General features: G+C 38.5%; 21 protein-coding genes and 1 riboswitch. Of the genes, 3 read left to right on the forward strand and 18 right to left on the reverse strand.

Annotation, left to right across the window (positions count from 1 at the left end; all coding sequences use genetic code 11):
- Window positions 1-110: 110 nt before the first annotated feature.
- From IGJ53_RS09070 to IGJ53_RS09145, 16 genes are all read right to left on the reverse strand, one after another.
- The gene (locus IGJ53_RS09070) at window positions 111-1,451 is read right to left on the reverse strand and encodes a M20 family metallopeptidase (protein WP_438750096.1); all 1,341 of its coding nucleotides are present in this window, start codon (window positions 1,449-1,451) and stop codon (window positions 111-113) included.
- Between the two features lie 236 nt (window positions 1,452-1,687).
- The gene (locus IGJ53_RS09075) at window positions 1,688-3,211 is read right to left on the reverse strand and encodes a YfcC family protein (protein WP_002290168.1); all 1,524 of its coding nucleotides are present in this window, start codon (window positions 3,209-3,211) and stop codon (window positions 1,688-1,690) included.
- Window positions 3,212-3,589: 378 nt separating this feature from the next.
- The gene (locus IGJ53_RS09080) at window positions 3,590-4,201 is read right to left on the reverse strand and encodes an ECF transporter S component (RefSeq protein WP_002309605.1); all 612 of its coding nucleotides are present in this window, start codon (window positions 4,199-4,201) and stop codon (window positions 3,590-3,592) included.
- Between the two features lie 123 nt (window positions 4,202-4,324).
- Window positions 4,325-4,449: riboswitch (FMN riboswitch) on the reverse strand.
- A gap of 81 nt (window positions 4,450-4,530) precedes the next feature.
- Complete coding sequence (locus IGJ53_RS09085) at window positions 4,531-5,247, reverse strand: pseudouridine synthase (protein WP_002313886.1); 717 nt, start codon at window positions 5,245-5,247, stop codon at window positions 4,531-4,533.
- Window positions 5,248-5,823, reverse strand: a complete 576-nt coding sequence (gene scpB, locus IGJ53_RS09090; RefSeq protein WP_002309607.1) for an SMC-Scp complex subunit ScpB — start codon at window positions 5,821-5,823, stop codon at window positions 5,248-5,250.
- Entirely contained in the window at window positions 5,807-6,577 is a 771-nt protein-coding gene (locus tag IGJ53_RS09095) for a segregation/condensation protein A (protein ID WP_311135311.1), read from the reverse strand. Before IGJ53_RS09095 ends, scpB begins: the two co-directional genes overlap by 17 nt.
- Entirely contained in the window at window positions 6,574-6,945 is a 372-nt protein-coding gene (locus IGJ53_RS09100) for a GNAT family N-acetyltransferase (RefSeq protein WP_002290158.1), read from the reverse strand. Before IGJ53_RS09100 ends, IGJ53_RS09095 begins: the two co-directional genes overlap by 4 nt.
- Window positions 6,946-6,963: 18 nt before the next feature.
- On the reverse strand, window positions 6,964-7,851 hold the full coding sequence (gene xerD, locus IGJ53_RS09105) for a site-specific tyrosine recombinase XerD (protein ID WP_259741742.1): 888 nt from the start codon (window positions 7,849-7,851) through the stop codon (window positions 6,964-6,966).
- Between the two features lie 95 nt (window positions 7,852-7,946).
- Window positions 7,947-8,420 carry a ferric iron uptake transcriptional regulator gene (gene fur, locus IGJ53_RS09110; RefSeq protein WP_002290152.1) on the reverse strand — a complete coding sequence of 158 codons (474 nt, stop codon included), beginning with the start codon at window positions 8,418-8,420 and terminating at the stop codon, window positions 7,947-7,949.
- Window positions 8,421-8,524: 104 nt separating this feature from the next.
- Window positions 8,525-9,388 carry a virulence factor B family protein gene (locus IGJ53_RS09115; RefSeq protein WP_010732793.1) on the reverse strand — a complete coding sequence of 288 codons (864 nt, stop codon included), beginning with the start codon at window positions 9,386-9,388 and terminating at the stop codon, window positions 8,525-8,527.
- 195 nt (window positions 9,389-9,583) lie between these two features.
- Window positions 9,584-11,662, reverse strand: coding sequence for a cell division site-positioning protein MapZ family protein (locus IGJ53_RS09120; RefSeq protein ID WP_259741741.1), 2,079 nt, complete (start codon window positions 11,660-11,662; stop codon window positions 9,584-9,586).
- Between the two features lie 216 nt (window positions 11,663-11,878).
- Window positions 11,879-12,988, reverse strand: coding sequence for an RNA polymerase sigma factor RpoD (gene rpoD, locus IGJ53_RS09125; RefSeq protein ID WP_002290142.1), 1,110 nt, complete (start codon window positions 12,986-12,988; stop codon window positions 11,879-11,881).
- A gap of 23 nt (window positions 12,989-13,011) precedes the next feature.
- Window positions 13,012-14,853, reverse strand: coding sequence for a DNA primase (gene dnaG / locus IGJ53_RS09130; protein WP_010732795.1), 1,842 nt, complete (start codon window positions 14,851-14,853; stop codon window positions 13,012-13,014).
- A 181-nt stretch (window positions 14,854-15,034) separates the two neighbouring features.
- Window positions 15,035-17,350, reverse strand: coding sequence for a cation-translocating P-type ATPase (locus IGJ53_RS09135; protein ID WP_010732796.1), 2,316 nt, complete (start codon window positions 17,348-17,350; stop codon window positions 15,035-15,037).
- A 188-nt stretch (window positions 17,351-17,538) separates the two neighbouring features.
- Window positions 17,539-18,399, reverse strand: coding sequence for a DUF368 domain-containing protein (locus IGJ53_RS09140; protein ID WP_438750103.1), 861 nt, complete (start codon window positions 18,397-18,399; stop codon window positions 17,539-17,541).
- Between the two features lie 57 nt (window positions 18,400-18,456).
- The gene (locus IGJ53_RS09145) at window positions 18,457-19,089 is read right to left on the reverse strand and encodes a lysozyme family protein (protein ID WP_010732798.1); all 633 of its coding nucleotides are present in this window, start codon (window positions 19,087-19,089) and stop codon (window positions 18,457-18,459) included.
- Window positions 19,090-19,254: 165 nt separating this feature from the next.
- Between IGJ53_RS09145 and IGJ53_RS09150 the strand changes: the two genes are divergently transcribed.
- Together IGJ53_RS09150 and mprF are read left to right on the forward strand one after the other, a co-directional pair.
- Complete coding sequence (locus IGJ53_RS09150) at window positions 19,255-20,016, forward strand: alpha/beta fold hydrolase (protein WP_002315226.1); 762 nt, start codon at window positions 19,255-19,257, stop codon at window positions 20,014-20,016.
- Window positions 20,017-20,041: 25 nt separating this feature from the next.
- On the forward strand, window positions 20,042-22,633 hold the full coding sequence (gene mprF, locus IGJ53_RS09155; protein WP_259741739.1) for a bifunctional lysylphosphatidylglycerol flippase/synthetase MprF: 2,592 nt from the start codon (window positions 20,042-20,044) through the stop codon (window positions 22,631-22,633).
- 189 nt (window positions 22,634-22,822) lie between these two features.
- On the opposite strand, the gene tuf is transcribed toward mprF, so the two are convergent.
- Window positions 22,823-24,010: an elongation factor Tu gene (gene tuf, locus IGJ53_RS09160; protein ID WP_002289463.1), complete on the reverse strand. Its 1,188-nt coding sequence runs from the start codon at window positions 24,008-24,010 to the stop codon at window positions 22,823-22,825.
- A gap of 367 nt (window positions 24,011-24,377) precedes the next feature.
- Between tuf and IGJ53_RS09165 the strand changes: the two genes are divergently transcribed.
- Window positions 24,378-24,734, forward strand: a complete 357-nt coding sequence (locus tag IGJ53_RS09165) for a YxeA family protein (RefSeq protein WP_002372231.1) — start codon at window positions 24,378-24,380, stop codon at window positions 24,732-24,734.
- A 293-nt stretch (window positions 24,735-25,027) separates the two neighbouring features.
- Here the strand turns inward: IGJ53_RS09165 and IGJ53_RS09170 are convergent, their stop codons facing one another.
- Window positions 25,028-26,032 carry a nucleoid-associated protein gene (locus tag IGJ53_RS09170; protein ID WP_002290131.1) on the reverse strand — a complete coding sequence of 335 codons (1,005 nt, stop codon included), beginning with the start codon at window positions 26,030-26,032 and terminating at the stop codon, window positions 25,028-25,030.
- Between the last annotated feature and the right edge of the window lie 111 nt (window positions 26,033-26,143).

Raw genomic sequence — 26,143 nt, forward strand, 5'->3', positions numbered from 1 at the left:
AAGTATGATTATACCTTAAAAAAAATAAGAGAAAAATGCAAACTTTCCAGCACCAAATAAAAAAGACGGAATATCCATTCGAATATCCGCCTTTTTTATATGATTATTTTTTATTTAGCGCACAAACGATACACTGCTTCTGCATAAATTTCCATTGCTTTATACATACTGCTTAATTCCCATCGTTCATTTGCCTGATGCATGAAGTCTGGAGTATCAGGGAACATCGCACCGAATGCCACACACTGGTTCATCGTACGGGCAAACGTAGCGCCACCTGATACAAATGGTTCAGTCATGTCTCCAGTAATCTCGCGATATGTTCCCAATAGGTTTTTCACTAATTCACTGTCCAATGGCACGTATAATGAATCTAGGAAGTCAAACTCTTCATAAGACAACTCATATTTTTCTACTGTTTTAGTTAATTTAGCTACTAAATCCTCTTTTTTGAATGTCACAGGAATTCTCATATCTACACCGATTTTTGTTTGTTCTGGTGTGATTTCCAAACTTGCAAAGTTCATCGTTAACTCACCAGATTGTTCATCTTCTGTCTTGCCCACGACTGCTTCACCAGTTGCATTTTCTTGAACTAATTTTCCTAAGAAATTGATTGGGCCAAAATCGAATACTTCTGAAAGAGCGATTGCCAGACGAGAAATAGCATTCACTCCTTGTGCGGCATCTTTCGCGTGGATACTTTTACCAAGAACGACGATTCCTTCGCCTTGTTCTTCGAAATCAAATCCGTGTTTTTTCAATACTTCTTTTACTTCAGAAATCTTTTCACCAGAATAAGGAGCTGCATCAGGAACAACATTCAGCGCTCCGCCAGCTTTTACAGAAAAATCGTTCGTTCCAGGGCCTGTCAAGTAAGCTTGTAGTAAGCCTTTTTCCGCATAAATTAAAGGGAATTCAGCGTCTGGCGCAAATCCTTGCGTAATGCCTTCTTCTTTCTCGTTATATTTTTCTAAACAACGCCACAAATTTTCTTCATCTGTACCAAAGATAAAACGAATACGTGTTTTGAATTCCACGCCAGCGTCTATCAAAGCTTTTACAGCATACATTGCTGCAATGGAAGGACCTTTGTCATCTTGAGAGCCGCGACCAACTAACCAGCCGTCTTTTACGGTTGGATCGAATGGTTTCGTTTCCCAATTGTTTTCGTCGCCTGCCGGAACAACGTCCATATGACACAAGATACCGAATAATTCATCTCCTGAGCCAATCTCTGAATAACCGTAATAGCCTTCTGGATCTTTAAATGTTCTAAATCCTAGCTTTTCACTGATTTCCAATACTTTGTCCAAAGCTTCAATCACTTTTTTACCGAAGGGGTGTCCTTGCCCTGAATCTGCTTCATCTAGTACGGAAGGGATTCGGATCAATTCGCTCAATGATTCTAATGCTTGTTCATGATGTTGTTCTGTCACAAATTGTTTCATGATTTTAACCTCCTAATATGTTAAAAAGGGTTATGTCAAATGCCTCCGACACAACCTCTTCTTCTCTAATAATGACGTTTTAAGCCTGCTCCATCAGCAAGCAGAATGTTCTTAACAAATGATGAAAGAAAAAACACTCACTGAATGGAGCAATCGACTTATCCACGTGCTTATCGATAGCCGTATATCGGTTTCTTCACTCTTATGATAGACCTTGTACCTGTATTTGTCTAGGTTTAGAACATTGCTGCTACACCTAGGATCACACAGATGGCTACAAATAATATCGCAATTAATTTACCAGTAAATTTCCACCATACTGAAACATCGAAACGAGCAATCGCTACAGCACCCATTACGATAGCAGATGTTGGCGTAATCAAGTTTACTAAGCCAGACGCAGATTGATAAGCAGTGATAACTAAATCCTTCCCTACACCGGCAAATTCACCCATAGGTCCCATGATTCCCATTGTTGCAGCAGCTAAGCCAGAAGTTGAAGGAATCAAGAATGACATAGGAATATAGAAAATAAATGTAATGATGATGAATACACTTGAAGATAGTGAACTTAATCCTTGTTCGCCCCAGTGTAAGATAGTGTCTGTAATCAGCCCGTTGTTCATAACCACTTGGATACCACGAGCAACAGCTACTACGATAGCTACACCAATCAAGTCAGAAGCACCAGCTAAAAATTCAGAGACGAATTCAGATTCTTTCATACCATACGTGATTGCTACGACGATTGACATGACTAAGAACAACATAGTAATTTCTGGGAAGTACCAGTCACCTAGCGGAAGCATGCTTTTACCTAAAACAGTTCCTAGTACCGGAAGATTGGTTAACCAGTTTGTCAATGATTCAAAAATTGTGAAATTCGCATTCAAGGTTGTCCAAGGAATCAAACTGATAATCATGATACCAAAAGTAATGAAGAACAATACATTTACATGTTTTTGTTTTTTCGTGATTACTTCTTGGCGACCGATTGCTTCGATATCGAAATGTTTCATATCTTCTTTACGTTGATTGTATACTAATGATTTTGTTGGATCTTTTTCGATTTTTGATGCATAGCGATACACATATACAATAGAAATAGCTAACAAAATAACGAACATCAAGAATCGAAGACCAATACCTTCACCCATCGAAATCCCAACAGCTTGTGAAGCTACGCCTGTTGCGAAAGGATTGACCGTTGAAGCTAAACAGCCTACTTGAGACCCTACTAATACGATGGCTACTGCTACCACTGTATCAAAGCCTACTGCCATCATAACTGGGATCAGTAAAGCATAGAACGGAATCGTTTCTTCCGCCATTCCGTAAGTAGATCCGCCTAATGCAAATAACAGCATCAATACTGGAATAAGCATTTTTTCTTTTCCTTTGAATTTCTTCACAACTGAAGCGATTCCGGCATCTAGTGCACCTGTTTTGTTGATAATACCTAAAAATCCACCAACAACTAAAATGAAGAAAGAGATTGGGATTGCAGCAGGTGTTTCTTTAGTTAGCTCCCCCGCTGGTACACCTAGCATCCCATTGATTGGCGCCATGAAAATATCCCACAGCCCTTGAGGATTTTGTTGTACTCGTTCATATGATCCAGCGACAATGTTGCCTGCATCGTCTACACTATAGTGCCCAGCTGGTATAAACCAAGTAAGTACAGCGATTACTGCAATAATAATGAATAAGACCGTATACGCTGAAGGCATTTGAAATTTTTTCTTCTTTGTTTGTTCCATCTTCTTCTTCCTTTCTTTTCCGTTAGAGACATCATTTTTGGCTCTAATGTTATTTTATCAAAAAGAGTATCAGAACAAAAATAATAACACGCATTTTATAAAACTTTTGTTCAAAAAGTTCGTTTTTTCCTATTTTCTCCTCCTTTTTTCAGGTTTTTAAAGCTTTCTTCATTTTCATTGTAGCGTTTCCTTTTTTATATAAACAAACATTTCCGTCTTTTGAAAGGAGAAGAATTTCACATTCTAAAAAATCTGATTGATTTTTATGCATAAATAAAAAAAATACTCAAAACAAACAAATAAAACGTTTACAATATTGCATGTATTGTATTTTTTTCCAAAAAAAAAGATCAAGAAATTTCTTGATCTTTTTGACATTTATTTAACTGCTGTATGACGTTGTTCCAACTGATGTTGTTTTCGACTTAACCATGGAAGAAGTTGCGCATGTAGCACTAAAAAGACAGCACTCACGATGAATCCTTTGATCAAGTTGAAAGGAACAATCCCAATCAATACATAATTTGCTAAAGACATCCCCAACATCTGTGTCGCGTTCAGTCCTAAAAACATTAAGTAAAGAGGCGTAATAACGAAATAATTCGCGATACTCATGAAAATAGTCAGAGCAATCGTTCCTGTAATCACACCTAAAAATTTATTTCTTCCTTTATGCTGTTTCTTTACACTAAAGAAGTAATAAATCGGAAAGGTAAAGATCGTTGTTGATAAGAAACTAGCTGTGTCTCCCACTAGGTTATCTGGAGAAAAACCTGTAGTCAGCAGATGTAATACTGAACGCAAGAACGCTGTAGCTACTCCGGCCGCTGGACCGAATAAGAACATACTGATCAATACCGGGATATCACTAAAATCAATCTTCAAAAAACTAAAAGCCGGCATGATCGGAAAAGCAAAATACTGTAAAACTAATGCGATCGCAGCAAACATCGCTACTGCAACCATTTTCTGTACACGGGTGTTCTTCATTTGAAATCCTCCTGTTAGGACTCCTCTTCAGCGAACTTTTTGACGTTTCTCTCCAAATGAAAAAACTCTATTTTCCAGGGAAAATAGAGTTAGAGTTATTTGATCAAGTGTGCGTCAAATAAGCCCTATCTTCTTTATCCAGACTGTACTGTCGGTATCGGAATTTCACCGATTCAGCTATTTTTTGCAAAATAGGTCGTGGACTATAACCACCGGTCGGGAATTTCACCCTGCCCCTGAAGACGAACCTTATATAATTTTTGTTTACATGTTCATTATACATATCTCTTCAAAAAACGCAACATTTAACACTTATAAAAAGTAAGTGTTTATTTTGAATGATTCAATAAGCTGCTGACTTCTTTTTTGTTCAGTTCACGATAATCCCCAGGGCGTAGACCTTGTAATGTCAAATCACCGTATTTTTCACGTTTCAACTTTTGCACAGGGAGCCCAACTGCTTGAAGCATATTTTTCACTTGATGATTCCGTCCTTCGTGGATCGTCAATTCCACGATACTGTGATTTGTCTTAGGATCCACTGATAAAATTTGGAATTTAGCTGGAGACGTTTTTCGTCCTTCGATCTTTATTCCTTTTGCCAAAGGTGCAAGCATCGATTTTGTCGCAATCCCTTTTACTTTTGCGACATAAACTTTATCCACTTCATGTTTTGGATGTGTCAGGCGCTGGGCAAAATCTCCATCATTTGTCAGCAGTAAGATGCCCGAAGTATCGTAATCCAGTCGACCCACGGGGTAAATTCGTTCTTTTACCATCGGCAGAAGGTCCGTAACGACTTTTCTTCCTTTGTCATCTGCTACAGCAGAAATGACTCCTTTAGGTTTATACAATAAATAATAACCGTATTCTTCTTGATAAATTGGCACTTCATCCACTTCCACAGTGTCATGTTTTCCAACTTTTATCCCTAATTCTCTTACAACTTGTCCGTTTACTTTTACACGTCCTGCAAGGATAAATTCTTCTGCTTTTCGACGGGAAGTGATGCCAGCGTGGGCAATTACTTTTTGTAATCTCTCCATTTACAATTGTTCTCCTTTATTCATTCCATCAAAGAATAGATCTGGTGACACATCTTCTTCAAGTGAAATTTCCATTTCTTGTGTATCAGGCAGTTCCTCTAATGATTTCAGCCCAAAATAATCCAAGAAGTAACCAGTTGTTCCATATAATATTGGTCGACCTGGTCCTTCTACTCTGCCTTTTTCTTCAATCAGTTTATGAGCAGCCAGACGCTGTACCGCTCCTGAAACCTGAACGCCTCGAATCTGCTCGATCTCAGCTCGTGTGATTGGTTGTTTATAGGCAATGATTGCTAAAGTCTCGACAGCGGCTTGAGATAACGTGTTCGATGTTCCTTGCGCATATCGCTTGAGCAATGGCGCTAGCTCTTTTTTAGTCGTTAATACATAATGGCTTTCCGTTTCAAAAATATGCAAAGCTGAATGCGGATTTTGAGCGTAAGAGTCTCTTAATTCTTTCACTAAATTTGCGACTTCTGCTTCACTGAGATTCAACAGTCCGCTTAATTCTTCATTACTGATTCCTTCCTCGCCAACAATAAAAAGAAGGGCTTCAAGTTCACTTAATTTCGTCATGTTCGGTATCTCCTACTGCTGGATAAAGCATAATTGATTCATAATTTTCTTTTTGTTGCGCAATAATCTGTCCTTTTTTCATCAACTCTAGCAAAGCCATAAAAGTAGTCACAACTTCACTTTTGGAAGGCGACTCAAAAAAAGAGTCGAAGGTACAGCCATGCGTATTTCTTTTTATACGCTCTTCGATAAAGATCATTCGTTCTTCGATCGTTGTATCATCGGGCGTGATCGTTTTTTCCATTTTTTTAGAAAATTTCTTACGTTCTAAAATTTTCTGCATGGCACGGATCAGATCGATTTTTTTGACTTGTCCTCGCTTCAACGGTTTTTCAACATCCGCCAATCCATCGATGTTCATAGGGTCTTTTGTGTAATAAAGACTTCGTTCCTCTGCTTTTTCTGTTAATTTTTCAGCCGCATACTTATACTTACGGTATTCTAAAAGCTGAGTGACCAATTCTTCTCGAGGATCTTCTTCCCATAGTTCTTCATCATCTGTAACAAACTCTTGGATAGGGAGCAACGTCTTACTTTTGATTGCCATCAATGTAGCAGCCATCACTAGGTATTCTCCTGCAACAGCTAGCTCTAGTGTTTTCATTGTATGGATATAATTCATATATTGCTCTGTGATCGTAGCGATTGGTATATCATATATATCGATTTCCATTTGCTGAATCAGATGAAGCAGCAGATCGAGAGGTCCCTCGAATACATCTAATTTAATATTGATCTCCGTCAACTCATTCACTCTTTCTTCTTTTTCTTTGCTAGCCACTTTCCAATATAAGGCTCTGTGATTTCAGTTGCACGGATGGAGACATCCGGATACTTTTCTTGTAATTCATCTAACATTTGAAAGCCCATATTCTCACCGCGATAAGATGGATTCAAAGAAATGTCATGGATGATCAGCTGATCGTTCGTTGCCCAATAAACACCAATGATCCCTTGAATGTTGGTCGAACCTTCCGGCGTAAAGAAAAAAAGTTCATAATCATCTTCAGATTCGTACGTATCTATCTCCTTCAACAAAGAAGACTTACCTGTCAGCTTCTTATGGAAACTCAACAGTCCCATAGCAATTTTACGGTTTTCTTTTCGGTAATGTGTTAACATCTTCTCACCTTCCTATGACTAAGCCCTTGGAAAATGCTGCTTATAAACATCTGTCATCCTTTTTTTCGTGATATGTGTATAAATCTGTGTCGTAGAGATATCCGCGTGACCTAACAATTCCTGTACTGTCCGCAAATCTGCTCCGTTTTCTAGCAAGTGGGTGGCGAAGCTGTGCCGCAGCGTATGCGGCGTTACTTCTTTGTAAATCCCAGCCTCTCTTACTAGCTGTTTCAGATTTTTCCAGATTCCTTGCCGGGAAAGACCTTTTCCATGATTATTGACAAATACATGCATTTCAGATGCGTCCTTTACAAGTAACGGACGTGCTTCGTCTAAGTAGCGTTCCAGCCATTGGATCGCATAATCACCTAAAGGAATAATCCGCTCTTTATCTCCTTTACCGACTGTCTGTACCAGTCCAAGAGAAAGATGAAGATCTCCCAATTTCAATCCAATCAATTCACTGACGCGCATCCCAGTAGCATACATGACTTCTAAGATTGCACGATCTCTTATTCCTAACGTTTTTGTCGTATCAGGTGCTTCAATCAGCTTTTCTACTTCTGCCAGCGTCAATGTACTTGGTAATTTCTGCGCTTTCTTTGGCGTATCGATATGCTGCATTGGATCATGATCCGTGATACGCTCTTGTCGTAAAAACTGATGGAATCTTCTGAGGCTTGAGATCATCCGCGTAACGGTTGCTGTCGCTTTTTTTTCTTCATGCAGTTTTTCCAGAAAACGGATGACTAAAAAACGATCGACATCTTGCCATGAAGCAACTTTCTGCTCTTCTAGAAAATGCAAGTATTGTTCCAAATCAAGTTCATAGCTTTGACGTGTATTGGCGGATAATCCCCGTTCAATATTCAAGTAGTGGAGATAATCGTTGATTTGCTCTTTCATAATAATCCCCCTCATGCCTCTCTATCATATCAGATACCGCTTCATTCTGATAGTCTTTTTCCATAATCTGAGCAAAGAAAAAGCCGTCTAGACACTCAGACGGACTGGTTTCTTTTTTCTTTTTCATAACATTCCTGACAGATTCCATGGAACGTCAGCCGATGATCTTTTACTAAAAAATGATAACGTTCTTCTACTACTTGCTCCACTTCAAGTAAAAGATCCTCTTCTACTTCCTCGATCGTGCCGCAGTTCAAGCATAGTAAATGATGATGGAAATGTTTGGCGCCTTCTTTTCTCAAATCATAACGGGCTAATCCATCATTAAAACTTACTTTATCGACAATTTTTAATTCTGTCAAGATTTCAAGGGTTCGATAAACAGTAGCAAGTCCAATTTCTGGACTCTTTTTTTTCACTAAAAAGAAGATCTCTTCTGCAGACAAATGCTCTTTCTCATTCTCCAAAAGCACAAGCAGGGTAGCTTCTCTTTGCGGTGTCAGCTTGAACCCCGATTCATGTAGCTGCTGTTTTGTTTTTTTCATCGCCGAAATAGCATTCATGACCATTTACTCAACCCCAACAATTTATAATAATTACAATTTAGAAAAACAATAACACTGTGTTAATTAAAATTATTATAAGCTAGTTAAGAAAAACATGCAAGGGATTCTCAATTAGATTTTTTGACTAATTTTGTCACACCGTTTTCTTGTTTAATCAGTCCTTGTTTCAAAAGATTGCCTAATGCTCGCTTAAAAGCACCTTTGCTGATGCCGAAAGCTTTCATGATGTCTTCTGGATCTGATTTATCTGTAAAGTTGATTTGCTGATCTGCAGAACGTTCTAAAATGGTTAAAATCATTTGTGCATCATCTGATATTGCTTCATACGCTCTTGGTTTCAATGAAAGATTCAGTACACCATCTGGTCGGACACCAATCACACGCCCTTTTACCTGCTCACCTAGTCGAGGTTCGTTATATCGTTCAGAAGGATGAATAAACCCAAGATAGAAATCTTCAGTCAAAACATACGTACCTGTTAATTTCAAACGGTAGGCTGTTCCTATCACATCTTTGTTTTTCATTTCTTCTGTTCCATACTTGCTTAAAGATTTGAATATTTTTTCGTCTGCTAAGCTACCCCAAACACGGTCCTTTGCATCAACTCTAAGGGAAATCATCAAACGATCTCCCTTTTTAGGCCACAGCTCTGTCATGGTCGGTAATTCATCAAGAGATACGACAAAGTCTTTATCTGGAAGACCGATATCGACAAATGCGCCTAAATCTTTTCGTGTTGCAGTAACGATCCCAAATGCATAGTGACCGATGCGACTTTTTGGAATTTGTGTAGTGATCCGGTTTTCATGTTTTTGATTTTGGTAGCCGAATCCTTCCACTACCTCACCGATTTTGTGCTCGCCTTCTGATTTGCTTAAGCCAAAGGTTTGCCCATTTTTTTGGACAAAGTAATTTTTTTCATTTTCATCAATAATAATACCTGTAAATATAGTTGCTAATAAATCGTTCATTTTTTTCTCCCTCTATAGTGAAAGGTTTTCTTAATACATTTCTTTGCTATCATAACATAATGTTATCTACTTGAATAGCTGAGCCTTGGTTTGGAAAGGTGAAAAAAGGAGTATGACAACAGTTGTGTCATACTCCCCTTTTTCGAATAAACGGTGTTAAACGGCAAGCTCACAACCTCTTTCGTTTAGCTAAAACTAATTGCTCCCATTTCCTCCGAACCACCCAGTTTTACAGTTGATCGTCACGATATAAAATGGCAAAGCACTTTCTCCAATGCCTTTCATCAATGCAGATTTTGTTGAAGTGGCATATAGATTGTAATAACCTTCCCCATTTTCGATTCTGGCTTTTTCTAATCTGTATCCTCCTTCAACGATATATCCACGTTGGATACATGTAGCAATCACTTTGCTTTGGACACCTGGTGCCCACGTCCATGCTGAATTAGATGCATCGGCAATATCACTTGCTCTGGCAGATTTGATTGGCTGATTCGCTGAGTTTGAAGAGGAAGGAGTCGAGGATGCCGCTTCTTGCTGTGCTGCTTGTGCGACCGCAGCTTGTTGAGCGGCTTGAGCGGCTTGTTTTGCTTGTTCTTCAGCTGCTTTTTTTGCTTCTTCTGCTTTTTTCTTTTCCTCTTCTGCTTTTTTCTCTTTATCAGTGAGCATCTTATCTACTTGTTTCAATTGTTCATTCAACTGAGCAGATAGATCTGTATTTTTCACCTTTTCTACTGCTTCTTTTGCCGTCTTGTATTGGTCGCGTGTCGCTGAACCCACTACTTTTCCGTCTTTAAAGACTATAGCTGTTTTTTCTTTAGCTGTTTGCAATTCAGCATATTGATTTTTAGCTTCTGTTTGTGCTTGTTGAATCAATTTTCCAAAATCTGTGTTATCCGTTTCGATTGTTTGTATCTCTTTATCTGCTTTCAACTTGATGTCATCTGCTAGATGATCATCGACGATCACAGGTGCTACGAACCATTCATTCACTTTCTGGATATCTTGGATCTTAGATTGGATATCTTGATAAGTTGTTTCTAACTCTGAATATCCTTTTTCATTCTTAAGACTTGATAAATCATTTTTTAGTTTCGATAGATCTTGATGAATCATATCTGCACGAATAAATTGATGGTGATCATCTGTATAAAAGGCAGCAAGTTTCCCATGAAGGTCTTCCATTTGTTGCTGTCTTTTTGCTTCTGCTGCTACTTCGGCTTCTACTTTTTGATGATGGTCATAATAAGCCCAGCCTCCCCCACCTAGTAGAAGAACTGCTGCTAAAGCGAGATAAGGCACTTTTTTTGATTTTTTCTTTTGTGTCTTATCTAGATCTTTTTTTTCTGGGTTTGATTCTTGAGGCGTTTTTTCAGTATTTGGCACGATTGTTATTGGTTCTGTTTCTGCTTCAATCAGCTCAGGCTGGTTCTCTTCTTTTTCTATTTTAGCTTCAAGAGCAGTGCTATCTTCACTTGCAGATTGACTTTCAGCATCGGCTTCATTATTTATTCCATCTGACTCTGTTGCCTTCTTATCTGCTTTTTCGAGCATTTCTTTTTTATCTGCTTCCGGCAATCCATTCGATTTCTCATTTTCTGATTGTTTTTCAGACAATGTTTCAGTTTTTTCCGGGATATCCGTTTTTAGATCATTCGTTTTTACTGATTCTTTACCTGTAGCGTTTACTCCAATAATGTCTTTTTCAGCTTCATGTTCTGGTTCTACTTTGTTTTCCTGTGCAATTTTTTCACTGATCATTTTGAGCAGCTCTTCCGCGTGCTCTTCCTTTGTATCTTCACGATGTGCTTTGATATAGGCGGATAGTATCGAATTTTCTTCCTCATTATCGACGATTTCTTTTAGTTCAGCTACTCTTCTTTTTTGTTTTGATTCAAGGGTTTCTTCTTGATTCTTTCCTGATTTTTCCGAAGTCTCACGAACAGTCGCTTTCTTCTGTTCCCTTTTTTCTTTATTGGCTACTTTATCGTGAGTAGATGATACATCGTCTTCTGGTTCTGTTTTTTCGAATAATTCCATCACGGATTCGAGAGGTAGGTCTTTCAATTCCGACCATTCGATTGGATCGTTTAATTCTGTATCAGGAAAGACTACGTCTTCAGTTGATTTATCCTGCATAGTTTCATCTGCATTTATTTCTTCGATTGTTTCTTTTGTTTGCTGATCTTCTGCAGTTAGTTGATGACCGCAGTCTGGACAGATATTGTTCTCATCCATTTTTTTCGATCCGCAATTTGGACATTTTTTTATCACTTAGCGATCGGCTCCTTTACTAGGTTTACGCTACCATTTAATCTATCATATTCTATACGTCACGCCAATAGCTTATTTTTAGGATTTACTTAAAAATAATGAATAAATTTTCTTCCTATAGAAAAAAAAGCTTGAGACCGCGTAGTCCCAAGCTTTTTTTCTTTTAAAATAAACCAAACCATTTTACTGATTTCTCTTCTGGTCAATAGTTCATGCTTATTCTAAGAAGTCTTTTAATTGTTTTGAACGAGAAGGATGGCGTAATTTTCTCAACGCTTTAGCCTCGATCTGACGAATACGTTCCCGAGTAACACCAAATACTTTTCCTACTTCTTCCAGTGTTCTCGTACGTCCATCGTCTAGACCAAAACGTAAGCGAAGGACATTCTCTTCCCGATCAGTCAATGTATCTAGTACATCTTCCAATTGTTCTTTTAGTAGTTCATATGCTGCGTGTTCTGCTGGACTTGTTGCTTCTTGGTCTTCGATGAAATCACCTAAATGAGAATCATCTTCTTCACCGATTGGCGTTTCAAGAGAAACAGGTTCCTGCGCGATTTTCAAGATTTCGCGGACTTTTTCTGTCGGAAGGTCCATTTCTGCACCGATTTCTTCCGGCGTAGGTTCTCTTCCAAGGTCTTGCAACAATTGACGCTGGATACGAATCAATTTATTGATTGTTTCTACCATGTGAACTGGAATACGGATCGTACGTGCTTGGTCGGCGATTGCACGAGTAATTGCTTGACGAATCCACCATGTAGCATAAGTAGAAAACTTGAATCCTTTGCGATAATCGAATTTTTCAACTGCCTTCATCAGCCCCATATTTCCTTCTTGGATCAAGTCAAGGAACTGCATGCCTCGCCCTACATAACGTTTAGCGATACTTACTACTAAACGAAGGTTTGCTTCTGCTAAACGCTGTTTTGCTTCTTGGTCGCCTTCTTCGATTTTCAATGCTAACGCTACTTCTTCTTCCGCAGTTAAAAGGGAGACACGGCCAATTTCTTTCAGATACATACGAACCGGGTCATTGATTTTTACACCGGTTGGCGCAGATAGATCTTCTGTTTTTGCCTGTTCAGCTTTTTTCTCAGCACTTTTCAAGCTGTGAATTGATGGATCACCATTTTCATCCACCACACTGATACCTGCGTCTTCAATCTTTTGGATCAATTTGTCCATTTCATCTGCATTCAAAGTGAATGGTGTAGCAAGCTGATTGGATAAATCATCATATACAACTTGTCGTTTGGGTTTGTTTTCTTTGATGAAAGCTGCTACTGCTGCTTCATACTTTTTTTTATCTGTTCCATTTGCCATAAAAGAAGGCCCCCCTTGAGTAGCTATTTGGCTTGTTTTAACTGTTTCGTTAAATTGATGATTTCGATCGTCAATTCAAGCTCAAGCTGTTTGTTCCCAGTACGTCTGGCTTCTTGCTGCATTTGTTTTTTTAATGTTATTTCATCAGCTAAGCCAGATTTGCTGATCACATCTAGCAAGTCTTGGATTTCCCGTGGCGAACTTTCTTCTGCCACCGGTAAATATTCGATTTCCACCACCAACCGCCTTAAATTTTCATCTTGCAAAAAGTCTAAAAACTCTGCAAGGTTGAATTCATAATGTTGTGAGACATATGCATCGAATAAAAAATAAACTTCTGCATATGCGTCGTGGATAAACTGAAATTCTCGTTCTTTTAAAATATTGCGGACAGAAACTTCTTTAAATGCGCGGTACAACAGAATCTGCTCTGCCTTTTCTACCTGCGTCAACGGTCTCTTCTTCCGTACAGTTTCTTGTCTCTTGGTCTGCGCATGTTGGTTTTCCTGAGGTTCTTGACGATTTTGCTGATTTGTTCTTCGGAGCTCACGCAATTGTTTTTGTATCGTCTCTCTGCTGACCTGAAACTCTGTGGACAGCTGCGATAAATACATATCTTGTTCAATTGGTGAAACGACTCGGCTAAGTTCAACTAATAAATCTTCAAGGTACTCGATTTTGTCTTTTTCATTCTCTAAATTTTTCCCTTGTTTCAAATAACGTGATTTAAAAGTAAAAACTGTTTCACGCCCGTGAGCCACTAATTCTTGAAAAGATGCTTCCCCATACTTACGGAGATATTCATCAGGATCAAGCTTTTCTGGAACGACTACGACCGAAAGTCCTAAGCGACTATTTTGCCGAAGCAATTCAATCCCTCGATTGGTTGCTTCAAAACCTGCGTTATCTCCGTCATAACAAAAAACCAGTTCTTTCGTCAGTTTTTCCATTTGCTGGATCTGTTGAGCTGTCAGACTTGTTCCCATGGAAGCTAATCCAGTTTTGATACCAGCCTGCCATGCAGCAATCACATCCATAAAACCTTCGAACAACAAGATTTCTCCATTTTTTCGGATATCGCTTCTTGCTTTATCAAGATTAAATAAAACTTGTCTTTTATTGAACAATTCTGTTTCCGGACTGTTCAAATATTTGGGCTGATCTTTTTCCTGCCCTTTTTCAGGTGCAAGCCAGCGTCCTGAAAACCCGATTGTCTGGCCTTGAGGATTACGAAGGGGAAACATCACCCTTTGGTAAAAACGGTCCGACATACGGCCATCATCATGTGTGACAAACAATCCAGAACGTTCTAATAATTCATTTGAGAATGATTCATTCTTGAAGACTTGCTGAAGGAATGAGCGTTCATTAGGTGCAAAACCGATATTGAATTCTTCAATCAATTCTAAAGACAACCCACGACTTTGCAAATATTCTAGGGCTGGCTGTCCCGCTTTTGTATGCAACAGCATGTGATGATAGATTTCCGCTGCTTTTTCATGAGCAGCAATCAATTTTCCTGTAGCAGATTCAGGATTTTGTACAGCTACCGTTCGCTGACGCCATTGATCTTCCAACGGAATCTGTTCGAAATCTGCTACTTTTATCACTGCTTCTGGAAAACTCAGTCCTTCTAGTTCTTGAAGAAAAGTAAACACGTTTCCGCCCTTACCGCAACCAAAGCAATGAAAGATCTGCTTGTCTTCTGCAACAGAGAAGGATGGTGTGCGTTCTTCATGAAAAGGACACAGCCCTAAGTAGTTTTTACCAGACTTTTTCAATTGGACATATTGTCCAATCACCTCAACGATATTCGTTTGACTGCGTACCGTTTCGATAACTTCTTGAGGAATCCGTTGAGCCATTTTTCCACCCCCTGCTTTATTGATATCTTTTCGTTTTAACAAAAGATATTTCAGGAGAATAACCGGTAAAAAATCGCACTAACTGAAATCAGTGCGATTTTAAAGGACACAATTATACATGTTTGATTGTATCATATTTCAATTCTTTTTCAAGTATAACACATTTCTATTTAATTAAGCATCAATTTGCTACTCTTTTCAGTAGCTGATTTTGAATATCGGCCTTCCAGTACAATAATCGAAGGACAATATTTATGATCATGAACATAACGAAGTATCCTATGGTTTCTCCTAAACCTAAGTTTACTTCCAAAATTCCGTGGAACAGCATCGCAGCTACATATATCCCTACGATTGTCGTTACTGCTAAGAATATTCGCAATGGGTTGAAAGGATAACAAGCTTTTACAACTGCCATGCAGCTGATTCCAATTAGCAAGTAATACATCAACGTAGTGGTTTCACTACTTCCCCACGCGAACGTTTTTCCAAGTAGATACACTGCTATGATATTCACTACTACAAGCAAGGCATTCGGCAAAGCGTTGATAAGTGCAGTAGGCAAGTAACGGTAAGTGATTTTGCGTTTATCTTGTTCAAATGATAAAAAGAAGGAAGGATACCCTTCAATCGCCAAATCAATCAGCGTGATCTGAATAGGGATAAATGGAAATCCAATAGCTGTAACGGCACAGATAATCGATAAAATAAAAGAATAAATCGTTTTGATGAAAAAGATACCTGAGACTTTCGTCACATTGTTGACTACTCGACGTCCTTCAAACAGGACTTCTGGCAATGTCGTAAAATCAGAGTCCAACAATACCAGATTAGCAATTTGACGTGTCGCTCCGTCACCTTCTGCCATGGCGATACTGCAATCTGCTTCTCTTAATGCCAAAACATCATTCACGCCGTCACCTGTCATCGCAACCGTTCTGCCGCTATCTTTCAATTCATTTACCAGTAATTTCTTTTGCTGAGGACTCACTCGACCGAAAACTGTATATTGATGTGCGGCTTCTCGCACGTCCGATTCTTCAGTAATCTGAGAAAGATCGATATACGCATCATAATTCGGTAATCCTGCACGTCTAGCAATATTGGAGACAGTAAATGGATTATCTCCAGAGATTACTTTCAGGTCAACGCCTTCCTCATGAAGATAAGCTAGTGTTTCTGGCGCATTTTTTCGGATTGGATCATCGATTTCAAACAGAGCAACTGGCTCAACAAACGCGGGGTTTTCTTCGTTTAATTGCTGATTTGGAGCAATCCCCAACATAAGGACGCGATAGCCATTCGCTTGAGCTGTTTTTAGACTATCTGGCAGCCGATCTTCTTCCACCAAGCGTTCAGGTGCTCCTACGTATACGACTCCTAATTCTGGAAACTCCATCGCACCCCATTTGCGATCAGAAGAAAATGCGACTTTGTTTGTTACATCATAACGATTAGAAAGCTCAAAATACTCTCTCATCGCCCGCATGGTGATGTTGTTATCACTGCTTTCTGCAAGATACGTTCCCATAATTTCTGGAATAGCTTTTTCATACAGCGGATGTAATGCTTCTACACGCTGGATACTCATTTTCCCTTCAGTAATGGTTCCTGTTTTATCCAAACATAATGTATCGACGTGAGCAAGTGTTTCAATGGAATACATGTCTTGAACAAGAATCCGTTTTTTTGCCAGTTTTGTTACACCTGTCGTTAACGCAATACTTATCAGCAATACTAATCCCTTTGGAAGCATCCCTAACAAAGCTGCTGCAGAGGCAATAACTGAAATCTTGATAGAAGCATCGCGAATGAACAGTGCCTCCAAAAATAGTACGATCCCTAAAGGAATAATCACGAAACTAGTGAACTTGGATACTTTACGAATCGAATCTACAAGTTCAGAATGAATAGCTTTGTGGGTTTTTGCCTCGCTAGTCAAGCGGACAGCATAATTATCTGCCCCTACTCGGATGACTTCAGCCATGACAGAACCACTTGTCAAAAAGCTCCCAGAAAGCAATTCAGCTCCAGCTTCTTTGACAATCAAGTCAGATTCACCTGTCAAAAGAGCTTCATTTGCTTCTGCCCGTCCTGATATGACCTGCAAATCGGCTGGTATCTGTTCTCCTGCTCCGATTTTTACCAAATCTCCTAATACCAGCTCTTTAGTAGAAATCGATTGTTCTTTACCGTCCCGAATCACTAGTACTTCTGATTGGGAAACAATCGATAATTTCCGTACAAGATTTCTTGCATGTATTTCTTGATAAATTCCAATAACGATATTTACGATAATAATTGCTAAATACGCCATGTTGGAATAAGCACCTACAAATAACAGGCAAATCCCGATACCGAAGTTCAGAAAATTGAATAACGTCAATATATTATCGCTGAATATTTGCTTTGTACTTTTTGATGCATCTTCCTGGTAGTCATTTTGCTGGCCAGAAGCCATTTTCTGAACTACTTCTTGCTGTGTAAGTCCATTCATTTTCTTTTTCTCCATTTTCCGCCAACTTTCAAAAATAATCACGTGTTTAAGTCTAGCGTGTTCCAAGATTAAAAACAACTTGTTTTTATAAAATTTATAGAAAAACACACGAATGATTCTTACGAAAAAGATGCTGACCTTTTTTGTATGAATCACCCGTGTGTTGTTTTTTTATTATCGAACTATCTTTACTTATATTGTTCTTCCAAACGGCTCATCCACCATCCTAGTGCTGTACCAGCTACAAAAAGAACAGGACAAGCTAGCACTCCAACGACTCCCAATCCCGCGTAATCAGTAGGGATGATCATAATCGTTGAAGCAAAAACGACGCCTAAAATAAAATGGAATAGCTTACTGTATGCTTTTGAGAAAATATAATCCATGATTTTTGACAAGCCAAGGACACAAAGAACCCCACCAATTCCGATCGGCAAGATGACTTCAAACCGAACTTCTTTAAATCCGTCAGCCATCGCTTTGTACAATCCCATATATACCAAAAAATTAGAAGGACTCAATCCTGGGACAATCATACCTAAACCAATCAATCCGCCGGCGATCAGCCAAGTCCCAAAATTCTGATCGACTTGTCCATCAAATAATCGAGCACCGTATAATAAAAACAAATAAGCCAGAACAAAAGTAACAACCATGATGATTACATCAGAAGTATCTCGTCCTTTTTTTCCTGCTTCTTTCCATAACGCAGGAACAGTTCCGACGATACACCCAACAAAAAACCACAATATTGTTGTTTCATACGCCCCTAATAAAAAACTGACTAAAAAAGAAAGTAAAAAGATGCCTGTCACTCCGCCTAGACCTAGAGGCAGGAAAAACAAAACGTTTTCTTTGAAATTTTTTGTGATATGGGCTAGAAAAGAAATCAGTCGCTCATACATGCCAAAAACAGCTGCTAAGGCACCACCGCTGACCCCCGGCAAGATAAATCCTGAACCGATAAACATTCCCTTCACAAACCGCAACATCCAATCTTTGGTTGTGTACCCCACTTTTTGATTTTCCATTTTTTGCCTTTTTTCCACTATTTGCGCACTCCTTCTTTCAACTCATTTTATTATGTTTGGATATTTCCTACTAATTTATTTAAAGACTTTTTCGTAAGTCTCTATTATTTTTTCATTCATTTTGACAATATCAGGATAAAACATGTTACCTCCATTATGATAGAGATAGCCGCCGTTGTAAAGCAAGGACTGGATTCGCCAATATCGGTACTGTTTTCCTTCTTCATTTCCTAAAAGTGGGCTTAACACATCTTTAGAATACGCTTCTGCTAGTTCTACTGTGTTTTCTCCGCCATGATTTTTTACATAGGCAATATAATCTTTCCCAAAATTATACGCTTGGACAGCGGTCCACAGATCACATCCTTGTTTTTTTGCTTCCATTATCATCTCCGCCAAATATTTGACCCCTTGATCAATACTGTCAGCTGGACTATCAATGACATCGGCTTCTCCATGCAAACTCTCTGAACTCTGCATGAGATCTGTGCCTTTTCCTTTTGATTCGGTCAAGATTATTGCCTTGATCAATTTTTCGTATGCTTCCATATGATAATTTTTTGCAGCTGTCGTTATTTCTATTTGATAGCTTTCCACCCGTTTTACCGAGCGATAAGTTCTTCCTCCTAAAAGCAACACCGCACCAATGACCGTTAGAAGGATCATGTAAAAAAGAATACGGATAATAGATAATCGTTTTCGCTTCATTTCATCACCTAGTTATTTTGACATCTTTTTTATCTTACTATTTCTTTATCTTCTTGGCTATTTCTTCCTTAAATTCTGTGTACACCTTAAGAAAAAATGAATTTTCCTGTGTTTTTTATCATCTTACGAAAATGATCGTTGTTTTTCAGTAAAAACAATTGCCCAATGACTGTTATAATCGTTATACTTTACACAGTAGGTGATTATGTGAAAAAAGAAAAGAAATATGCAAAAATGTCAGATGGGAGCGAAATTTATTATGAAAAGAGTGGTCAAGGCTTCCCACTCTTTTTACTGCATGGCAATGATGGCAGCGGCCGCTTTTTTTCAGAACAGGTTCCTGTACTTGAACGCTACTATACTGTTTATCTAGTAGACAGCCGAGGACATGGCCGTTCAACAAATGAAGCATCTATATTGAATTTTCATTTGATGGCTGAGGATCTGAATACGATTATGTTGCTAGAAAAAATCAATCAGGCAGATTTTCTTGGATTTAGTGATGGCGCAAATCTGGCATTGGTATTTGCCAGCAGCTTTCCTCAAAAAGTTCATCGACTGATTTTAAATTCTGGAAACACGCTAGTTAAAGGCGTTCGTTTTTCTGCCAGAGTCATCAGCAATTTTCATTATGCATGGGTATGGTTGCTCTCTTTATTTCGCCCAAGCCTTCGTAAAAATCTGCTAGTTATCAAACTATTGCTGCATGATATCGGCCTTACAGAAAATGATTTAAAAAAAATCAACTCCCCAACTTTGATTATTGTAGGAAAAAAAGATGTAATCAAACTGAAACATTCTCTGTATATAGCTAAAACTATACCAAAAGCTTCTTTTGTACTTGTAAAAGAACAAGGACATGAATTAGCTAGAAAAGATCCTGAACGCTTCAACCGAGAAGTTCTTCAATTTCTTTCTGAAACATAATTATTAGGAATAGAAGGTGATTTATTTGTTAAAAACTACCATACAATGGCTGAAAAACCATCTAGGACTGTTCAAAACAATCTTTTTGATTTCTGTCATTGTCATTATTGTCGGTGAATTGATGTCCATCGGTAAAACTCTATCTATCCAGCAATTAGGAGAAACGTTTGCCACTATACCTATTTGGAAAAGCGGACTTATGCTGTTGATTGGTCTTGTCTCTGTGTTACCTATGATTGGTTATGATATTATTTTGAATCGGATGCTTGAACAAAAGCAGAATCCTCGTTACTTGTTTGAGACAAGCTGGCTGATCAATACAATCAACAATATTGCCGGTTTCGGCGGGTTTGTTAGTGTGGGGCTTCGCTCTGAACTATATGGACAAAAAAAAGAGAGCAGAAACGTGATCCAAGCATTATCGAAAGTTTTCTTGTTTTTGATGGCTGGACTTTCTATTTACAGTCTGCTTTCTTTTTTACTTGTAGTCTTCACGCCAGTTGCTCCTTTCTTGAAGCAATATTGGATATGGCTGATTGGCGGCGGTCTGTATTTCCCTGTTGTCTTTTTATTCACTACTTTCAAAAAGAAAGGATTCCTTGGTGGTACCTCACTTAAAACGCAAGGACAGCTCTTGCTTGTTTCATTATTGGAATGGTCCGGTGTCCTGTTCAGTTTCCTTTCTGTTGGTTACCTAATGGAAATCCGAATCGATCTGTGGCAAACGATTCCGTTATTCATTGCTGCTTCAGTGATAGGGATCGTGTCTATGATTCCTGGCGAGATCGGTAGTTTCGATGTGATGATGATTATCGGATTATCTGCTATTGGTGTGCCAAGAGAAACAGTCGTTGTGTGGATCTTGCTTTATCGTCTGTTCTACTACATCATTCCGTTTTTGATTGGAATCGTCTTTTTCTTCAAAAATATCGGTTCCACTTTTGATCAGCGTTATTCAGGGATCCCTAAGCAGTTAGCAACAGAAATCGCGCATAAAATCGTGGTTGTCCTCTTATACTTTTCTGGAATCATGTTGGTACTTTCTGCCACTATTCCGCAAGCTTTTACAGAGTTTCGCTGGCTTCATAGTTTGAACCCATTGAAATTCCATTTTATTATCCAATTTCCTAGTATATTATTAGGATTTCTTTTGATTGTTATGGGGAGAGGGATCGCTGCACGCGTAAAACGAGCCTATCTGCCTACAATTTTCTTGATCGCACTCGCTTTGTTTTATGTTTTATTAAGCGATTTTAGCTTCACACCGGTGATTTTCTTGTCTATTCTGCTTATGATCATTCTTGCGTCCAAAAACGAACTGTTTCGGGAACAACTCATCTACTCATGGGAATGGCGTACGATCGACGGAATCATTATCGGTGCATTGACATTGCTTTATATTGTTATTGGTGTATACAATCTGCCTGATTTTCCACATCGGCGTCACCATTTTATTTCCTTTTTCTTATTCCCTTCTGAAAAGATTTGGTTTTCAGGGTTGTTGGCCATTATCGCCGTTAGTTTCATGATCGTTCTATTTGTCCATTTTCTTCAAGGAGAAAAGAAACAGATTGGCGAAGCCTTTAATGAAGAAAAGGCACTGAAGATCCTCACAACTTATGGAGGAAACTCCGACAGTCAATTGATCTTCTTAAAAGACAAGCGGATGTTTGCCTACGAAAAAGACGGTGAACCAACTGTGCTTCTCCAATTCGCTTGCTTCAATAATAAATGCATCGTAATGGGCGATCCTTCTGGTAAGAAAGAAGATTTTCCAGAAGCAATTGAAGCTTTCATCGAAGAGACAGACCGATTATGCTATTTACCTGTTTTCTACGAAACAAGCGAAGAAATCGTTATGATTTTGCATGAATTCGGCTATGACTTCATTAAAATGGGGGAAGAAGCTTATGTAGATCTGAATAGTTTTACAACATCAGGGAAAAAAATGAAGGGCACTCGGGCTGTCTTGAACCGGATTGAACGAGAAGGATTTACATTTGATGTCTTACAACCGCCGTTTTCTGCTGAGCAAATGAGTATTTTCAAAAATATTTCTGATAATTGGTTGGGTTCTCGAAAAGAAAAAGGTTTTTCTTTAGGCTTTTTCTCTGAAGATTATTTACAAAGAGCGCCTATTGCTGTAGTCAAAAATACTCAAGAAGAAATTGTCGCTTTTGCGACGATCATGCCTACTTACACGAACAACAAAGTAGGAACGATCGATTTGATGCGATATGATCCCGAAAAAGCCCCTTCCGGCAGTATGGATTTCTTGTTCCTGCATTTGTTTTCTTATATGAAAGAAGAACATATCCAATGGTTCAATTTAGGGATGGCACCTCTTTCAAATGTTGGAACTTCCAGAAAGAGTTTTTTACAGGAAAGAATTGCTTACTTGGTTTACGAGTTTGGCTCTCATTTTTATTCTTTCCATGGATTAAGAGAATACAAAAGCAAGTACGCTACGAACTGGGTCTCACGCTACACCCTATATTCGCGAGATAGTTGGATTGCATACGTTATGATTGCTTTGCTGATTATTGATAATGCGCCAGTTGAGCAGACACAAGGTAGAATAAGTGGTTTGAAAAAATGGATACGAAGAAAGTACTAAAAACTGTGCATTAGTAAGGAAACACTCACAGTATAAATAAAAGAGACTGAACCAAAGCGTGAGGTACGGCTCCTGCCATCTCTTATTGTACAATTGAAGAACAAAAAAAGCGGACAAAACAGGATTTCTGTTTTGTCCGCTTTTTCATTTTAAACATTTTTCATTACCAAAATATTCGAATCACGTTTCTTATGCTTCGATTTCTGTAACGATACCTGAACCTACTGTACGGCCACCTTCACGAATTGAGAAGGTCGTTCCGTTTTCAACAGCGATTGGGTGGATCAAGTCAACATCAATCGTCACATTGTCACCAGGCATGACCATTTCTGTATCTTCTGGTAACGTGATTGTTCCAGTAACGTCAGTTGTACGGAAGTAGAATTGTGGGCGGTAGTTGTTAAAGAATGGTGTATGACGTCCACCTTCTTCTTTTGTCAACACGTACACTTCAGCTTTGAATTTTGTATGTGGAGTAATGGAACCTGGTTTAGCAAGTACTTGTCCACGTTCGATATCGTCACGTTGGATACCACGTAACAGTACGCCTACGTTATCCCCAGCTTCCCCGTAATCTAACGTTTTACGGAACATTTCTACACCTGTGACAACTGCTTTTTGTGTTTCAGGTTTGATCCCTACGATCTCTACTTCATCACCGACACGAACAGCACCGCGGTCAATACGACCTGAGGCAACAGTTCCTCGTCCTGTAATGGAGAAAACATCTTCCACTGGTAATAGTAATGGTTTATCTGTATCACGTTCTGGTGTTGGGATATATTCATCCACTGTATCCATCAGTTCCATAATAGCAGCTTCAGCATCTGGATCGCCTTGCAATGCTTTTAATGCGGAACCTTTGATCACAGGAGTATCATCGCCTGGGAAACCATATTCGCTCAATAACTCGCGAACTTCCATTTCTACCAAATCGATCAATTCTTCATCATCGACTAAATCTACTTTGTTCAAGAAAACAATTAGGTATTTTACACCAACTTGACGTGACAACAAAATGTGTTCACGTGTTTGAGGCATCGGACCATCAGTGGCAGAAACGACTAAGATGGCACCATCCATTTGTGCTGCCCCTGTAATCATGTTTTTCACATAGTCCGCGTGTCCTGGTGCATCGATATGCGCATAGTGGCGTTTTTCCGTTTCATATTCTACGTGTGCGGTATTGATCGTAATCCCACGTTCACGTTCTTCTGGAGCTGCATCAATACTAGCATAGTCTTGAGGATTTGCTAGGCCTTTTTTGCCTAATACTGTAGTGATCGCAGCAGTTAAAGTAGTTTTCCCATGGTCAACGTGTCCAATTGTACCAATGTTAACGTGTGGTTTACTTCTGTCGTAATGTTCTTTTGCCATAATTTACAAACCTCCTAAATAATATAGATCACTGAAGGATTTCAGCTCTCACTTTTTTATTATAGTCTTTTTTTGAATAAATCAAAAAGAATACGTCCGGCTTACTTTTTGTAAGATTCGAACTAAGCTTATTATACGTCAAAATTGGTCAAAGTCAACTAAGAGCACTCGCCTATCTTATACACGAAAAAAGTACCTTTTATAAATAAAAAATTGTGTTTTTTGAGAAAGACTTCAAGCTAGTCCTTAACTTTCTTTTGAAGCAATAAGAACAAAATGAGGAAAAGTTTAAAATTCAGCTGTCGCCAACAACTTTCAATAGACGAAATCTTCTATTTCGTTAATAATAAGAAGAGAGGTGAAGTACATGAAAAAATTAATTGGCGTACTTGTCGTTTTAGGCATCTTTCTCGGTGGAAGTTTTGCAGCTTATCATTATTTTTACGGCGGCGAAGCCTATTATACAAAAATCACGACGAATGGCGAAATGTCAGCTTACCGAACAGATAATGGAGAAAAATTTACGACTTATACCTACAAGCAAGCGGCTTATAACAAAGATGGAGAAAAAAAACAAGTGACGCTTCGCGAAGAGAGAGAACATCCATTAAAGATGAATGCGTATCTCCAACTCAAAGTCAATCCTCGTAAAGGTGTATTAAGCTGGGAAGAAATAAAGGCTTCTGAAGTCCCTAAAAATGCGGCAGAAAAAATCGATCAATAATCAATGGTCTTAAAATTTTATTAGATAAAAAGAGGCTGGGACAGAAGCGTTTAACTCCAAGAGATAAGAAGAAATTCACGAAAATTGCTTTTCAAATTTTTGTGAATTTCAGCTTATTTCCGAAGTAGTTGCTTCTGCTTCCGCCGTTTATACGTGTTTAGAGCGTGAGACAAAAGTGTTCTTTACTTTTGTCCCACGCTCCTTTTTTGTTATATTCGTCTTTTCAGATCCTTCTCATGGACCATTCATTCAACTAAACATCGGTATTTGAACATCTAATGTTCCAGTCACTTTTATAAACGATTCAATACTTCATCCACATTTTTGATCATCACAGATATCGTACCATCCGGATTATTCACAAATTCAATCAAATCTGGGTTGCGATATACATCGACTGGTACAATCAGTTCGATTCCGTTTGATAGTTTAAATTTTTGTTTTCCAAATTTTTTCTCAGAAATTTCTTGTACTTCTTTTACAGGGGGTGCTTCTGGGACAAACCCTTGCTCCTGTACTTCTTCTTTAAAAGCCAGTTTTGCCGTAATGTTTTCCTTGAAGACTTTTTCTGCGATCATCTCATGATCCAACCGTCCTTTTTCTTCTATCGTATCATAGACAGCTTCTTTTAAATCAGCCATGATATCAAATTCTTCTGTCTCGAATTTTTTTCCGAGATGCTTGGCTACTTTTTGTATCACTTTTACATTTTCTTCTAAAGAAGGTGCAGGAACACTTTCGATCACTCTTCCAGAAAAATAAAGCTCTTTTTTACCAGAAAACTCATATTTTTTTTCAATCAATTCGTAGGTCCAATCGGACAAGTTCACTGCGAAGGCTTCATCTGCTTTTTGTGTTTTCGCGCCTAGTATTGCTCGGTTCAAAATCAAACGGTTGTCAATCCCTACTTCGTCTGCTTCAACAAAATGCGTATAAGCCTCACGATAATTGACTTTCAATAAAGATAGGTACATCACTGTATCTAATTCATACAAAACAACAAATACATCTGCACTTGGCGCCTCTTCACTTTCTTGGTAAATATCGAACCATCGCTGAACGATTGCTTCACTTGCTTCCACAAAATTTTCTTGAGCGATTTTAAGTGATTCAACGATCATGCTTTCTTCTGCCAATTGTCCAGTTTTCGTTTGGGCAGAAGAGATTTTTTGGATTTTCTTTTGAAGAAAATCACGAATATATTCTTTTGTCAGATCCAGCTCTTTTTGCGAAAAGACCGGCGAACCCGTTTCTCTGTCAATAATATGCAGAATTGCTTTTTTTAAATAGATATCCATTTCCTCATTCCCTTCTGTCCTAGTTTACGGAAAAAAAATCAAAAATGCCAGAATCAAAATCATTTTCTTTTAAACAAAAATTTCAATAGTAGAAACAAAATGGATTCTTTT

This window comes from Enterococcus sp. DIV1283b (genome assembly GCF_051710965.1).
GTDB lineage: Bacteria > Bacillota > Bacilli > Lactobacillales > Enterococcaceae > Enterococcus_B > Enterococcus_B lactis.